10 protein-coding genes and 1 tRNA gene are annotated in these 15,355 nt (G+C 51.9%); 6 read left to right on the top strand and 5 right to left on the bottom strand.

Going from position 1 to position 15,355, the window contains the following annotated elements:
- Nucleotides 1-294 precede the first annotated feature (294 nt).
- The 4 genes from ACL2XO_RS16835 to ACL2XO_RS16850 all read left to right on the top strand — a co-directional run bounded on the left by ACL2XO_RS16835 (nt 295) and on the right by ACL2XO_RS16850 (nt 4,309).
- On the top strand, nt 295-1,011 hold the full coding sequence (locus ACL2XO_RS16835; RefSeq protein ID WP_413724739.1) for a winged helix-turn-helix domain-containing protein: 717 nt from the start codon (nt 295-297) through the stop codon (nt 1,009-1,011).
- A gap of 446 nt (nt 1,012-1,457) precedes the next feature.
- Nucleotides 1,458-2,768 (top strand): flippase, encoded by a 1,311-nt coding sequence (locus ACL2XO_RS16840; protein ID WP_413741093.1) that lies wholly within the window; start codon nt 1,458-1,460, stop codon nt 2,766-2,768.
- Nucleotides 2,749-3,597 carry an ATP-grasp fold amidoligase family protein gene (locus tag ACL2XO_RS16845; RefSeq protein WP_413741094.1) on the top strand — a complete coding sequence of 283 codons (849 nt, stop codon included), beginning with the start codon at nt 2,749-2,751 and terminating at the stop codon, nt 3,595-3,597. Before ACL2XO_RS16840 ends, ACL2XO_RS16845 begins: the two co-directional genes overlap by 20 nt.
- Nucleotides 3,598-4,219: 622 nt before the next feature.
- Nucleotides 4,220-4,309 (top strand) — tRNA-Ser (locus ACL2XO_RS16850).
- A 71-nt stretch (nt 4,310-4,380) separates the two neighbouring features.
- Here ACL2XO_RS16850 and phoH read toward each other — a convergent pair.
- Nucleotides 4,381-5,172, bottom strand: coding sequence for a phosphate starvation-inducible protein PhoH (phoH, locus tag ACL2XO_RS16855; protein WP_203521181.1), 792 nt, complete (start codon nt 5,170-5,172; stop codon nt 4,381-4,383).
- A 66-nt stretch (nt 5,173-5,238) separates the two neighbouring features.
- Complete coding sequence (locus ACL2XO_RS16860; RefSeq protein WP_413741095.1) at nt 5,239-5,487, bottom strand: hypothetical protein; 249 nt, start codon at nt 5,485-5,487, stop codon at nt 5,239-5,241.
- Between the two features lie 391 nt (nt 5,488-5,878).
- Here ACL2XO_RS16860 and putA point away from each other — a divergent pair, with 391 nt between their 5' ends.
- Nucleotides 5,879-9,949, top strand: a complete 4,071-nt coding sequence (gene putA, locus ACL2XO_RS16865) for a trifunctional transcriptional regulator/proline dehydrogenase/L-glutamate gamma-semialdehyde dehydrogenase (RefSeq protein WP_413741096.1) — start codon at nt 5,879-5,881, stop codon at nt 9,947-9,949.
- Nucleotides 9,950-10,285: 336 nt separating this feature from the next.
- Here putA and fliZ read toward each other — a convergent pair whose 3' ends face one another.
- The 3 genes from fliZ to ACL2XO_RS16880 form a co-directional block, all read right to left on the bottom strand.
- The gene (gene fliZ / locus ACL2XO_RS16870) at nt 10,286-10,795 is read right to left on the bottom strand and encodes a flagella biosynthesis regulatory protein FliZ (RefSeq protein WP_132921252.1); all 510 of its coding nucleotides are present in this window, start codon (nt 10,793-10,795) and stop codon (nt 10,286-10,288) included.
- A gap of 98 nt (nt 10,796-10,893) precedes the next feature.
- Nucleotides 10,894-11,616, bottom strand: a complete 723-nt coding sequence (locus ACL2XO_RS16875) for an RNA polymerase sigma factor FliA (protein WP_413726955.1) — start codon at nt 11,614-11,616, stop codon at nt 10,894-10,896.
- A gap of 246 nt (nt 11,617-11,862) precedes the next feature.
- Complete coding sequence (locus ACL2XO_RS16880; protein WP_413724744.1) at nt 11,863-13,554, bottom strand: flagellin; 1,692 nt, start codon at nt 13,552-13,554, stop codon at nt 11,863-11,865.
- Nucleotides 13,555-13,834: 280 nt separating this feature from the next.
- On the opposite strand from ACL2XO_RS16880, the gene fliD reads away from it, so the two are divergent.
- Entirely contained in the window at nt 13,835-15,319 is a 1,485-nt protein-coding gene (gene fliD, locus ACL2XO_RS16885; RefSeq protein ID WP_413724745.1) for a flagellar filament capping protein FliD, read from the top strand.
- The last annotated feature ends 36 nt before the right edge of the window (nt 15,320-15,355 follow it).

The raw sequence follows: 15,355 nt of genomic DNA on the forward strand, positions 1-15,355 counted from the left end.
CAGGTCAAAAAAAATTTCATAACGGCAAGTTTCACGCACTGACGTCAGATCAATTTCAGATTTATTACCCTCCCATAGCCTGACGGCCTCAGCTATCGTTATATGCGTTCTATTGAATAATTTTTATATCAAGCATAACGCTAACAGGAGGGGTCAATGACATGCCAATAACAGATGAAAAAAATAAAATAGCCATATTTGGTAAGATTAGGAGTTCTTGAAAACTTTTTTTTTACATGTAACGCTTTCAACAGCAATGCCATAAAAAAAAATCTAAAAGTGAGGTATTTTGAGATGAAACCTACACCAACTATCATCATCGATCATCTCGATGTAAGAATTGCACCTGATTTACATACACGACTACGCTGGAAAGAGTATCAAATTCTAAGTCTATTGGTCCAAAACTCACCCCAAGTGGTGACGCGAGAACAGCTGGTAAACCATATTTGGAAAGGCACGTATTGCTCAGACTCGACGATTAATCAAACCATCAAATCTGTACGTCAAAAACTGGGCGATCATGAGCATAGGATCATAAAGACCATACCGCGCATTGGCTATATTATTGAAGAAAAACAAATGGTTAATATAAGTTTCGACAAAATATCCACCGAAGGCCCGCCGACGCTCGACCTGCCGAAGCAGGCCATAGAGACGGCTGCAAAACCGACCCGGTCAGTTGATGAGGAGATATATTCAGGGCCCATGTGGGATTTCCCGACCCACGCTCGGCTGTCGAGAACCGTTTCCAGGCCAACAGTGTTCCAGTTGAATAGATTTAAAAAGATTTTTTATATTTATGCAGAGAAATTTTATCAATATAAAAATAGATTAATCCTTGTTTTTTTAACTTCAGTTATCTTAATGATAGTTCTAGTTTATTTCTATACCATCATCAAAATATCCCTTGCCTCTTACAATCTGGAATGGCTGAACTTTAATAACAGGTTTTCATCGGTGCAGCTAACCTGCCCTTTAGGTTTCAAATACGAACCTGATGGCTCATGAACATAATTCGCTAACAGTCAATGCTCAATTTTAATATTGATACTGCTAATTAAAGCAATTAAGTCGAGATTGAGCATTATTAACTGGGTTTTCCTCCAAACTACCCCTAAGCCCGCGTTGTATAGCGGGCTTTTTTTGATCCGATATAAAAAATCAACGTGCAGAAAAAATAAAATTCACTTCTTATTAGATAAATTTCATACCATTTTATAGTGAGATATATTTCATTTTATGTCACCCACTCCGTTTTATACTTTTTCACTTGTACAAACTCTCTTAGTCCGCTATTTGTTAACCATTCGATAAAGTTATATCTAAGAAAACATAACAATGCGTATTGACGACAGCCTGATGCTGGCATGACTGCTTATTAAGGGTTCTAAATTGAGCTGTTCAATTTAAAGATAATCTTCTGTCAAATGGCGAACGTGAGAAGTAAGGGGATTATGAAGGAAATCATTTTTAACTCTTTATGGGTTATCTTGGAGAAATCGTGCTTCGCGTTAGCCGGCATCATTTCCGCCATGTATGTAGCCCGTTTTCTTGGGCCAGAAAATTTCGGCACATTAAGTTATTTACTTTCCATCATGGCGCTGGTATCACCCTTTATCCAATTAGGCAGCGATAACGTTTTATTTAATCGCATCGCCAAAAAACCTGCCAGCGGCGTATTGCTAATGGCCGCCTCATTACGATTGAAGCTGGTTCTGTTTATAGTATTTAGCCTGGGGTTATTGTTATGGGCAAAGCATGCGTTGCCGATTGCCCAGCAAAAAGTGATGATAGTACTGATTGTGGCGAACTTCTTCACGCTACGAGATATCTATAAGCTTTATTATGACGCCACCCTGGCGTCAAAAACCAACCTCATCATTAACAATGTCTCCTTGGTTATTTTTGTTTGCCTCAATCTCATCTGGGTGCATTATCAATTCAGCCTGATCTGGTTTGCTTTTTCAATGGTCGTACGCAGCTTTATACCCTATTTATGGCGTAGAGTATTATTCAATCGCACCCAGAAAAAAGCACGGGCAGTGTTAAAAAAACCTTTGAAGGTTAAATATTTCGATTTTTATAATATTTATCTGCTGAAGGTCGGCATGCCTTTGCTGATTTCCAGCCTCTCTATTGTAATTTATACCCGCATTGATCAGATTTTACTGGGTAAATTTTTAGGCTTCCAGGCGGTGGGGATTTATAACGCCGCGTTGACGTTAAGCCAGGGCTGGGCCATCGTGCCGATGGCCTTCATTACCTCTTACATGACCATTATCGCCGCAGAGCGGGATAGCCGCCGAAGCACTGAGAGGATTCGCTCGCTTTATTTGATTATTCTGGTTTTATCGCTGCCAGTGATACTGACATTTTCAATATTTAGCAATAAAATCATACTGTTAATCTATGGCATTCGTTTTGCCGACGCCGCGGATATTCTCTGGATGTGTGCCTTGACCTCACTTTGCAGCGTATTGGGCACGCTGTCTTACCGAGTCATCCTTCTGCACTCCGGCTATCATTTTGTCTCCGTGAAAATGGCCGTGATTGCTTTGCTTAATATTGGTCTGAATTATTTTTTTATACCTCTCTATGGGATTAAGGGCGCTGCTCTGTCCACCTTAACCGCCGAAATGGTCTCATTAATATGTCTTAATGCGTTGTTCAAAAATGGGCTCGTTACATACCCGCTGTTTTGTGCCTATAAAAGCGTCCCACTCTTAATAAACGAGGTTCGAAGCTATGTTAAATCCGCTCGCTAAACAGGCCAGTAAGCTGTTACCCGATGTATTATATCATCAGATAAAATATGCTCGGGTCTTCAAACAATGGCCAAACGTCATCAAGCCCAAGACCTTTAGTGAAAAAATAATCGTGCGCAATTTTAAGCCTAAGTCAATTTATACCGAGCTGGCGGACAAATTAAAAGTGCGGGATTATATCGCTAATACCATTGGTGAAAAATACCTTATCAAGCTTTATGCCGCCTGCCCGGTATTGACGCGGCCCATTTTTGATAGTCTACCCGATGCATTTGTTATCAAAGCCAACCATGGCTCAGGTTTTAACCGGATAGTTTATGACAAAAACCAGATTGCGTTTGAAGAATTAAGCAGCGAAACCCAGCAATGGACGGCCAGCAATTTTTACAAAGCTACTCGAGAAAAACATTATAAGACCATTCCTCCCTGCGTTATGGTTGAACAATTATTGCTTCATAAGGGCAAGGTTCCTAACGATATAAAATTTCATTGTTTTAACCGCATGGGAGAAATGCATATATTCATCCAAGTGGACTACGATCGGTTTGGCGTGCATCGCCGGGATATATTCGATACCCAGTGGAACAGAACCAATATACGGATGGGGCTGCCCAACAATCCGGAACCTATGCCCGCTCCAGACAATCTGGAAGAAATGCTATCCTTAGCCACGCGTATCACCGAGCAATTTTCTTATTTGCGAATTGATTTTTATGAGGCTGACGGCAAAATTTATTTTGGCGAATTGACATTCACTCCAGGCGGTGGACTTTGCAAAATGTATCCGCAGGAGACGCAGCGGCAATGGGGTGACTTTTTCACCGATTGATTAATAATATTTATATTTATCGACCCGATTGTTCAGTGCCGCTTGTTGTTGTGATGCTTCTTATCTCGCCATTTCGGTGCTTGAAGGCCGGGGGAAAAACTATGCCGCTGCAGGAAGGAAATTTGCGGCCGGTCTCCCCCCGTTTTACACGTGTTCAAATCCGGTTGTCAAAGTAGGGTTAGCGTTTTTTTTGCAGCTACAGGCTTGCCTTGGCTGTTTTATGCCGGTCAATCTTATGCAAAGGAAAATAGTATCGCCGATTCAGCACAACACCGCACGGCGTTGCGCAGCCATCTGCAGATGCAATCCGCTATGGCAGTACTTGAAAAGCCCCCTCCCCTGCCCCGGATGAGACTAACAGAAGTTGTGAAAATTTCCCTGATTTACCCGAGGTCGGGAAAATTGCCAGGCCGGAGAGCTTTTTAGCCATAGTAAACAGCCAAGGTGAATACCGGCAGCGATCAACGTTAACGGCCTTGTATTTCTTTTAGGCCGCCGGACATTAGAAATTCGTCTCCTACGCTCAAAGCCTGAGCAAACAGGCGGTGAGCGAGAAATTATACTTGACCGGAATGGACCGAATCCCTATAGTACCGCCCCGTTACCCCTGCGGTAACGACGTGGTGAGGTGTCCGAGTGGCTGAAGGAGCACGCCTGGAAAGTGTGTATACGCGAAAGCGTATCGAGGGTTCGAACCCCTCTCTCACCGCCAGAATAAAAAAAGCCCGGCTTTTATGCCGGGCTTTTTATTACCTGAACGCGGGGAAGTTGTTTCCCCGGTCTTTATCGATAGGCGTTAAGCGTGCGCTGGCACAGTGCCGAACGAACGCAGTCCTGTTTACCAAAACGCACGACGGCAATCATGTCGTCCTCTTCGGTAAATCGCTCCAGGGCATCCTCCAGACCCGATTTAACGCCGCGAGGTAAATCGCACTGGGTGATATCGCCATTCACAATTACCGTGACATTTTCCCCGAGGCGAGTTAAAAACATTTTCATTTGATTGACGGTGACATTCTGCGCTTCATCCAGGATGACCACCGCGTTTTCAAAAGTCCGACCCCGCATATAGGCAAATGGCGCTATTTCCACTTTGCCGATTTCCGGTCGCAGGCAATATTGCATAAAAGACGATCCCAGCCGGCGCAACAATATATCGTAGACCGGTCGAAAATAAGGGGCGAATTTTTCAGCAATATCCCCGGGCAAGAAACCCAGATCCTCATCGGCCTGCAACACCGGCCGGGTAACAATGATGCGCTCGACCTCTTTATGTATTAACGCATCCGCCGCCTTGGCGGCGCTCAGAAAGGTTTTACCACAACCCGCCTCGCCGGTTGCGAATATCAACTGTTTGGTTTCTATGGCAGTTAAGTAATATTCCTGAACTTCATTACGTGCCTCAATTAACTTAGTGTCGCGGGAATCCCGCGCCATGCCAATCGATTCAATCCCGCTCATATGAACAAGAGAAGTGACCGAGTCCTCTTCACGCATTTTATGGTTGCGTGACTCACGCCGGATAACGCGTTTAGCTTCGCGACGAGCTTTGATCACTACTTTTTGTCTTCCCATAAGTGGCACCTTACAGTTTGTTTCACCATTCACAAGGGAGTAAACCCCGGTGATTACGCTTCACATTCAGATGAGGTTGTGGCTTCCTTTAAAGCCATAGCGAGCCGTTGGACGGGATGAAATAAACCCTTTGCATATGTCTGAAAAATGCGTGGCGGTTTTTTCATCAGGAGGAAAATAGGGATATCGGGAATTGCGGGGGGCGAAAGCGTTGCCGTAAATCGGGAATAGTGTTGAGGTGGTAATCGCCGAGCGCTTCGGTGGCGATTGAAAAACATCCGGTGGTATAGTCAGCCCATAAAAGGACACTGTCATTAGCGATCCCCATAGTGAGGTTTATATTTCGCGTCGCCACTACTGCCGGAACTGACGCGCTTGCTAACTGGCGCTTCCTAACTTGAGTATAATGACATTGCTACAAACTGCTGCCTCATTGCAACAATTTTTTTTGCAAGAGGCCAATAAATAATCAATTCATCGCTAAATGGGGAATTACCGCTTCGCTTTACGGTGAAATTATTTATTACAAATAAAATGGTTAGATTATGAATCATATTATATTTATATAATAATCGCAGCCGGACAATTCTCATTTTCACTGCGGTCGGCCAAGACTTTAACCATAAGTTAAACATTTCTTAACTGAGTTGCACTTAGTTGCAACTTTAGCGATAGTGTTGCATCTATTGTTCAGCAGGGTGTCAGCATGGCAAGCACGACGATGGGGGTTAAACTGGATGAGGCGGCCAGGGAACGGATAAAACTGGCGGCCCAACGCATTGATCGTACTCCGCACTGGTTAATAAAACAGGCCATTTTCCGCTACCTTGAGGTATTGGAGCGCGACGGCGCCATGCCGGATAATGATGCCGACAGCGCCGCCGCTGAGATAGCCGACAGCGAAAATATCGTCGACCTTGGCTTGGAAGCGGCGCCTCGCCCTTTCCTAGATTTTGCTCAGGACATTCTGCCCCAGTCCATATTGCGCGCCGCCGTCACCGCGGCGTGGCGGCGGCCCGAACCCGATACGGTCCCGCTACTGCTTGAGCAGGCCCGCCAGCCGGCTTCCCAGGCGCAGGCCGTAAACCGGCTGGCCGCGCGGCTGGCCGAAACGCTGCGCACGCAAAAAAGCGGCACCGGCCGGGCCGGGATGGTACAACATTTATTGCAGCAATTTTCCCTGTCGTCACAAGAGGGGGTAGCGCTGATGTGCCTGGCGGAGGCGTTGCTACGTATCCCTGACAAAGCCACCCGCGATGCGCTGATCCGAGACAAAATCAGCCAGGGCAACTGGCAGGCCCATGTCGGCCGCAGCCAGTCGATGTTCGTCAATGCCGCTACCTGGGGCCTGCTGTTTACCGGCCGTTTGGTCTCCACCCATAACGAAGCCAGCCTTACCCGGTCTTTGAACCGTATCATCGGCAAAAGCGGCGAACCGCTGATACGCAAAGGGGTGGATATGGCCATGCGGCTGATGGGGGAACAGTTCGTTACCGGCGAAAATATCGGCGAGGCGCTGGCCAATGCCCGCCGGCTAGAGCAAAAAGGCTTTCGCTATTCGTATGATATGCTGGGGGAAGCCGCCCTGACCGATGCCGACGCGCAGACGTATATGGTCTCGTATCAGCAGGCCATTGACGCCATCGGCAAAGCCTCCAACGGCCGAGGAATCTATGAAGGACCGGGCATCTCCATCAAGCTGTCGGCGCTGCATCCCCGTTACAGCCGCGCTCAATACGGGCGGGTAATGGAGGAGCTCTACCCGCGCCTGCTGGCGCTGACCCTGCTGGCGCGGCATTATGATGTCGGCATCAATATCGATGCCGAAGAAGCCGATCGGCTGGAGCTTTCCCTCGATTTGCTCGCCAAACTCTGTTTTGAGCCGGCGCTGGCGGGTTGGAACGGTGTGGGTTTTGTGATCCAGGCCTACCAGAAGCGTTGCCCCTGGGTTATCGATGAATTGGTGGATCTGGCCAAAAGAAGCCGCCGCCGACTGATGATCCGGCTGGTCAAGGGCGCCTATTGGGACAGTGAAATCAAACGCGCCCAGCTTGACGGGCTGGAGGGCTACCCGGTATTTACCCGCAAGGCTTACACCGATATTTCCTATCTGGCCTGCGCGCGCCGTTTGCTGGCGGTGCCACAATATATTTATCCACAGTTCGCCACCCATAACGCGCAAACCCTGGCGGCGATATATTACGCTGCCGGACTGAATTATTACCCTGGCCAGTATGAATTCCAGTGCCTGCACGGCATGGGCGAACCCTTGTACGACCTGGTGGTGGGCAACGCCACCGAGGACAAGCTAAACCGTCCCTGCCGCATCTATGCGCCGGTGGGTACCCATGAAACCCTGCTGGCCTATCTGGTGCGCCGATTGTTGGAAAACGGCGCCAACAGTTCTTTTGTCAATCGTATCGCTGATCCCGCCATTCCCCTGGACCAACTGATTGCCGACCCGGTGGAGGACGTGGTCCGGCTGGGGGAGCAGGAGGGCTGTATCGGTCTGCCGCACCCGGCCATTCCCCTGCCCCGCCATCTCTATGGCGCGGATAGGCTCAATGCCGCCGGTCTCGACCTGGCCAATGAACACCGTCTGGCGTCCCTCTCCAGCGGCCTGCTTAACAGCGGTCAGCGTCTGTGGCTGGCCGAACCGGTCATCGCCGGCGGCTTGCCCAATGACCCGGCGGCTAACCAGCCTGTTTTTCCGGCCGTTCACGACAGTCCCGATGCCCCGCTAATCGTCCCGGCGGAGGGACTGCCCAGGGGCGAATCCCGTCCGATCGTGAATCCCGCCGACCGCCGCGACCGGGTAGGCATTTGCCGCGACGCCACCGAGAGCGAAGTGCGCCGCGCCATAGACGCTGCGCTGCATTATGCCCCTATGTGGGCGTCCACGCCGGCCAATGAGCGGGGGGCAATCCTGGAGCGGGCGGCGGCGCTGATGGAGACGCGGATGCAGACGCTGATGGGCTTACTGGTACGCGAGGCCGGTAAAAACCTGGCCAATGCGGTTGGCGAAGTACGGGAAGCGGTGGATTTTCTCCGTTATTACGCCGGCCAGATTCAGTGCATCGACGACGGCGATCTAAGGCCATTGGGCCCGGTGGCCTGTATCAGTCCGTGGAATTTTCCACTGTCGATTTTTATCGGCCAGGTTTCGGCGGCGCTGGCGGCCGGTAATACCGTGCTGGCCAAACCGGCGGAACAGACTCCGCTGATTGCCGCCCAGGCCGTCGCGCTGCTGCTGGAAGCCGGAGTGCCTCCCGGCGCGGTGCAGCTGTTGCCCGGCGACGGAGAAACCGTCGGCGCGGCCCTGGTGGCGGACTCAAGGATACGCGGCGTCTTGTTTACCGGGTCCACCGCCGTGGCGGCCGCCATTAATAAAACCCTGGCAACCCGCTTGAATCCCCACGGACGCACGGTGCCGCTGATTGCCGAGACCGGCGGGCTGAACGCCATGGTCGTGGACTCCTCCGCCCTTACCGAGCAGGTGGTGACCGATATTATCGCCTCGGCCTTTGACAGCGCCGGCCAGCGCTGTTCGGCGCTGCGGTTGCTGTGTCTGCAGGAAGAGGTGGCCGAACGCACTCTCACCATGCTGCGGGGCGCCATGGCGGAGTGCGTACCGGGGGATCCCCGGCGCCTCTCCACCGATATCGGGCCGGTCATTGATTTGTCAGCCAAACGGTTGATTGAAGATCATATTGCCGCCATGGGCGAGGCCGGGCATCCTGTGTGGCAGGCTCCCCGGGGCGATGCCGATACTCAGGCGGCCCCACTGCCTGAGAACCTTGAAGCGGGCACCTTTGTGCCGCCGACGCTGATTGAACTGGAACATGTCGGCCAGCTGGATAAAGAAATCTTTGGTCCGGTGCTGCACGTGGTGCGCTACCGGCGCAGCGATTTGGCCCGGTTAATGGGCCAAATCAATGACAGCGGCTACGGGCTTACCCTGGGGTTGCATACCCGCATTGATGAGACCATCGAGCAGGTGGTGTCGCTGGCGCGGGTGGGCAATGTTTATATCAACCGCAATATGGTAGGCGCCGTGGTGGGCGTACAACCCTTCGGCGGCGAAGGCCTTTCCGGCACCGGTCCCAAAGCCGGCGGTCCCCTTTATCTTTATCGCCTGCTGTCCCACCGCCCGATAGACTGCCCACCGGCATCGCTGCGGGTGCTGGATAACGGCCCGGCGGCGGTGCAGCCGATGGAAGAACTCACGCCGGCGCTCCGGGCGCTGGCGGTTTGGGCGGAGGAAGAGTACGGCGCCGAGCGGGCCGCTCTGTTCCGTCGTTTCGGCACGCTGTCCCAGGCCGGGACAACGCGTCTGTTGACCGGCCCCACCGGAGAGCAGAATGCCTATCGCCTGCTGCCCAGGGAGCGGGTGCTGTGTCTGGCGGAAGACGATACGGACCTGTTGACCCAACTGGCCGCTGTGTTCGCCATGGACGCCACCGCGCTGTGGGCCGATACGCCGGCGGCGCGTTTATTGTTCAACGCCCTGCCATTGCCTGTCCGGCAAAAAATCCTGTTCAATCCGGACTGGGCCGCCGCCGCCGAACCCATACATGCGGTACTGTTTCACGGCGATTCGGATAAACTGCTTACCCTGTGCGGCGCTGTGGCCCGGCGCCCCGGCCCCATCATTCAGGTGCACGGTTACGCCCGGGGCGACACGGCCATTCTGCTGGAGCCGCTGCTGATTGAGCGTTCGGTGAGCGTGAACACCGCCGCCGCCGGCGGCAATACCAGCCTGATGACGTTGGGGTAGGGATTTTAAGCGGCATCGGCGCGGTTTCATCGTGACAGGTTCGTTGCACGATCGGCGATCGCGGGCCTACCGTGCCATGGGGCGCTCCGGCGGGCGGCAAAACCACGCCCGCTTCGACCCCATTGGCGCGGTCTCCCTTTAACACACATTCGTTGCGCGACCGGCGATCGCGGGCCTACCGTGCCATGGGGCGCTCCGGCAGGCGGTAAAACCACGCCTGCTTCGACCCCATTGGCGCGGTCTCCCTTTAACACGCTAGATTTAAGCCTCGGCGCTGTTCGACTGAATGAATATTTCGCAGCGGGTCCGGAAGGGAAGGATTATTTCCCCTGCATATCAGAAACTGCGTTGCCAATCCAGATATTGGTTATATTTTCGCAGCGCTATGCGATAATTGCTTTGCCCGGCATCGGGCACTTCGTCGATAAGGTTTTGCGGTCCGCTCGGGCGCTCAAACTTATCATGGGGATAATTCCTTGCCGCCAGTATTTCATCCAGGCGCCGCAGGCGAACCACATATTCGCGAATAGTGCTGTGGCTCATTGCCGTCTGCTCAAATAGATATTGTTTGAAAGCTTTGATGTCGAAATAATTTGGCTCGGCATGGCAGGATATTACGCTGCAAAACCGGCATAATGCCATGAGTTCTTTATTCAGATTGTGCCAGACCTGATCGTCAATCAGCTGATCCATGCCGGCGATGGCTTCTTTATTGATGATCTGTCCGCGAAATACCAGGGTCATGCGGTCCAACGGCTTGCCGCATTGGCAGCAGTGCGTTTGGCTATGCTTGAAATCTTTTAAATAGCGGCTCAGCGGCCGCTTTTTTTCCACTTTGGCTAACATAGTGTTTTCCCTAGTGCTGATAATAGAGCTAATAAATAGCGATGTTAAAGAGTGTTGGTAAGGGTATATAAACTAAAACCGCCCAGGTAAGAATGCGGTCAGATATCGCTATCTAATCGCGACCTTAAACGTTTAATTGCCTGACTGTGCAATTGGCTTACCCTCGATTCGCCCACTTCCAAGACCGCACCGATCTCTTTCAGATTCAGTTCTTCCTGGTAATAAAGCACCAACACCATTTTTTCTCTTTCAGGTAATGCGTCTATGGCTTCTATTACACGTTCGCGTAACTTGCCTTCCATTAATACATTAAGCGGATTGGCTTCTTCGTGCCCCGGCAGTAAATTATCGACGCTGTCGCCATGATCTTCACACCATTCATCATAGGAGAAGAGCTGGCTATTATTGGTATCCAATAATATCTGCCGATATTCCTGCAGCGAAATATTCAGCGTCTGAGCCACTTCCTGTTCCGAGGCGGACCGGCCCAATTGCTGCTCGGCCTGATGGATGGCCTGTGCGACTTCCCGCGCATGGCGCCGCACGCTGCGCGGCACCCAGTCCCGGCTGCGCAGTTCATCAAGCATCGCGCCGCGGATGCGTTGTACCGCATAGGTGGTAAAGGCCGTTCCCTGCAGGGAATCGTACCGTTCCACCGCGCTCAACAAGCCGATTCCCCCGGCCTGCAATAAATCGTCCAGCTCTACGCTGGCGGGAAGCCTGACCTGTAATCGCAGGGCCTCGTGACGGACCAGGGGGATATAGCGCTGCCAAAGGGTCTGCTTATCGATTACGCCCGCGGCAGTATACAAATCGCTCACCATGCCTCACCCTACATTGATCCCGTTATCGATGTTATTATCCCTTCACCGTGCCGGATCAATCGTCGGAATAGTCACTCAATTACCCTCTATTTACACCTTGTCACCCAACCGCAGTGAAAGCCGACGATGAGATAACGCTTTCTTTGCATTCAAAAAAAGTAAATATAAAAGCACGCTTTTAGCTAAAAACCCCGACGAAGCGGGGTTTGAGTTAGCATGACCAAAAAGCGTTTGAGCCGTTTATTATTTCAACAGCGATAATACGGTTTGCGGAATCTGGTTAGCCTGGGCCAATACAGCGGTACCGGCCTGTTGCAGAATCTGCGCCTTGCTCATGGCGGAGACTTCTGTCGCATAGTCGGCATCTTGAATTTGTGACTGTGCGCTGCTCAGGTTGGTGGTGGTATTGCTAATGTTATCGATGGTAGAATCCAGACGATTCTGGATAGCACCCAGGTTGGAACGCATGGTATCCACTTCGGAGATAGCCTGGTCCAGAGTGGCCAACGGATCCGAGGAAGCCGGATTGGAGATGGCTTTGGTGGAATCGGCGGTTACCGTGGCCACACCGGTGGTATTGTCGATGGACACGGTGGCGGCGTAGTCATTGCCCTGTGCATCCTGCACATAATAATTGCCGTCGCTGTCTTCAGTCAGCGTCCCGCCGGTGAGGGCGGAGCTGTTATTGCCGCTCATATCTGTGATATTGATGGCGGAAACATCGGTGCCATCGATAGTGCTGGCGGAAGTGCTTACCGTAAATTTGGTGGGAGCGGTGGCGTCATCGACAGTACCGGCAGTTTCATTACCCATGGTGATGGTGGTGCTGGTAGTGCCGCCTGATGTACTCTGCGAGACGCCCGCAACGCTGTAGAGGCCGTTTTTGGTAGCGACATAATAGTTATTGTCACCGTCTTGCACTAATGTGCCGCCAGAAATGGTTTTACCCGATGCATCCTTAAAGGTTAAGGCAGAGCCTGATGCGATCGATGTCGTGGTCCCGCCGGCAGTCAAGGTGACAGCCGAAGTAGTGGCGCCGGCAGCGCTCAGATCAGTGAGGCTTTTATCGCTATTGGCTGTAAAATCAAGGCCGTCAAGCTTACCGCTGGTGGCATCGCCGACCGTAATGGTTGAACCATCGCTGCTAATGCCTGTGGCTTTATACATGGTGGTATCGCCATCAGTATCAGATGTTGTCACATAATAATTATTATCAGCGTCTTTTACCAAAGTGCCAGTGACGGCATTACCGGAAGCGTCTGTAAATGACACCGAGCTGCTGAGTGTGGCTGTGGTACCGCCTATGCTAACTGAACCAGCAGTCACCGCAGTGGGAGACGTAGTACCAGCCAAGCTTACATCGCCAACGCTCCCCGCCTGCACAGTGGTGGTTTGACCCTGAGTTCCGTTCACATTAAATGTGCCCAGGCCCAAAGTCTGGGAATCTACCTGCTTTAAATTGATGCTGATGGTCTGGCCGTCATCGGCGCCCACCTGGATATTCAGGGTTTTGTTATCACTCAGCACCTTGACGCCGTTAAAGTCGGTTTGCTGGGAGATACGGTCGACTTCAGCCAGACGCTGAGTGATTTCATCCTGTATGGATTGCAGGTCGCTGGCGGAGTTGGTGCCGGTTTGCGCCTGGGTGGTCAGGGTACGGATGGCCTGTAAGTTGTCATTGATTTCATCCAGCGCGCCTTCAGTGGTTTGCGCCAGGGAGATACCGTCGTTGGCATTGCTTGAGGCCTGGGTCAATCCATTGATATTCGAGGTAAAGCGGTTGGCGATGGCTTCGCCGGCGGCGTCATCCTTGGCGCTGTTGATACGCAGGCCCGACGATAAACTTTCGATGGCGTTGCCCAGCGCGGACTGCGATTTGGCCAGATTGTTTTGCGCAATCAACGAAATGGTATTTGTGTTAATAAACTCTGCCATGGCAATGTTCCTTTTAAAGAAGCGTCAAAACTGAAGTAATAAATTCAGGCACTTATGCCGCAAGGCCTGCATGCCCGTCCCCCCTTGTATCGGCGAACCCAAGGCAACCTTTAGCTAAAATCATAAATTTTGATTTTGACCCTTAAAAAACCAATAGGTGGAATTACCCTAACAACAGCGGTTTTTTTCCTGCCTTTGCCACATAAAAAATCCGATAAACTTCCTTCCTTCCTTGCCGATAACTGCTGTGCTTATCATGCATGCATAAAGAGGGAACAAAATGACAGCAGCCATCACTTCATTAGGTGTCGGATCGGGTTTGGATCTCAGCAGTCTGCTGACGTCGTTGCAGACCAACGAAGAAGAAGCTCTGACACCGATAACCACGAAACAAACCGCCGAGAATACCAAACTTACCGCTTACGGCACGCTCGCCAGCGCGCTTGAGTCCTTCAACACCGCCTCAGCCGCGCTGGCGGACCCGACGCTCTATACTCAGCAGGTCGCCAGCACCAATGACGATTTCACCGCCACGGTAGGCACCGGTGCCACCAGCGGCAACTACAGTATCGATATTTCGCAGCTGGCACAGGCGCAATCCCTGGTGAGCGGACAAACGTTTTCCAGCATTTCCACCCAGTTAGGCACCACCGGCGCCACCGATCGCAGCTTATCCATTCAGGTAGGCACCGGCGCCGCGGTTAACATCAGCCTGTCCGATAGCCAAACCAGTATGTCCGGCCTGATAAGCGCCATTAACGGTGCCAACGCCGGCGTCACCGCCAGCTATGTGCAATCCGGCGACAGCGGCTATCAATTGGTGATCACCTCCAACGCCTCCGGCGCCAGCTCAAATATCAATATGAGCGTCAGCGGCGACGATACCCTGAATGCCATTCTCGGCTACAGTTCCAGCGCTGATGTGACTTCCAGCACGGGGACCAGCGCCACCGCCACCACCGGCACCGGTTCAGGCATGACGCAGACCGTGGCCGGGCAAGATGCCTTGTTGACGGTTAACGGCGTGTCCATCGATCGCAGCAGCAACACCATCAGCAATGTGCCCCAAGGCGTAACCTTGACGCTGAATTCCACCACTTCCTCGACGCAGACCCTGAATTTACGCCTAAGCGTTACCGACGCCGACTCCGCTATTGACGATTGGGTCAGCGCTTACAATAGCCTGCTGACCACCTTTAATACCTTGGGCCAATACACCGCGGTGACCGCCGGGCAGACACAGTCTTCCACCAACGGTCCGTTATTGGGCGATAGCGTGCTGGATTCGGTGGAAAATCAGGTTAAGAGCGCACTGACTACCGCCCAGTCTAGTTCCACCTTTAAAGTGCTATCCCAATTAGGCATCACCCAAGACGTTTCCACCGGCGAATTATCCACGGATGAAACCACGCTGGTGGACAGCCTCACCAACAATACCAGTCAGGTGTCGGCCTTTTTCGTCGGGGACGGCAAGACCACCGGTCTGGCCACCCAACTGGTGAATATCACCAATGACTTTACCGGCACCAGCGGAGTCATCAGCGGGGCCGAAGCCGGCGTCAACAGCGTACTGACCGATCTTGGCAAGCAATACACCCAGGTCCAGGACAAAATCACGTCCGATATTGCCCGTTACCAAACACAGTTCACCAATCTGGACGTGCTGATGTCCTCGTTGCAGCAGACCAGTAACTTTCTGACGCAGCAGTTTGACAGTTCAAGCAGTTCCAGCACCTCCTTAGGCACCAGCAGCACCAGCAGTTGATATGCCATAGTTGCGATAGCGGGAAAAACAAAAGGA

This window comes from Sodalis sp. RH15, assembly GCF_047324255.1.
In the GTDB taxonomy this organism is placed as follows: Bacteria; Pseudomonadota; Gammaproteobacteria; order Enterobacterales; family Enterobacteriaceae; genus Acerihabitans; species Acerihabitans ligni.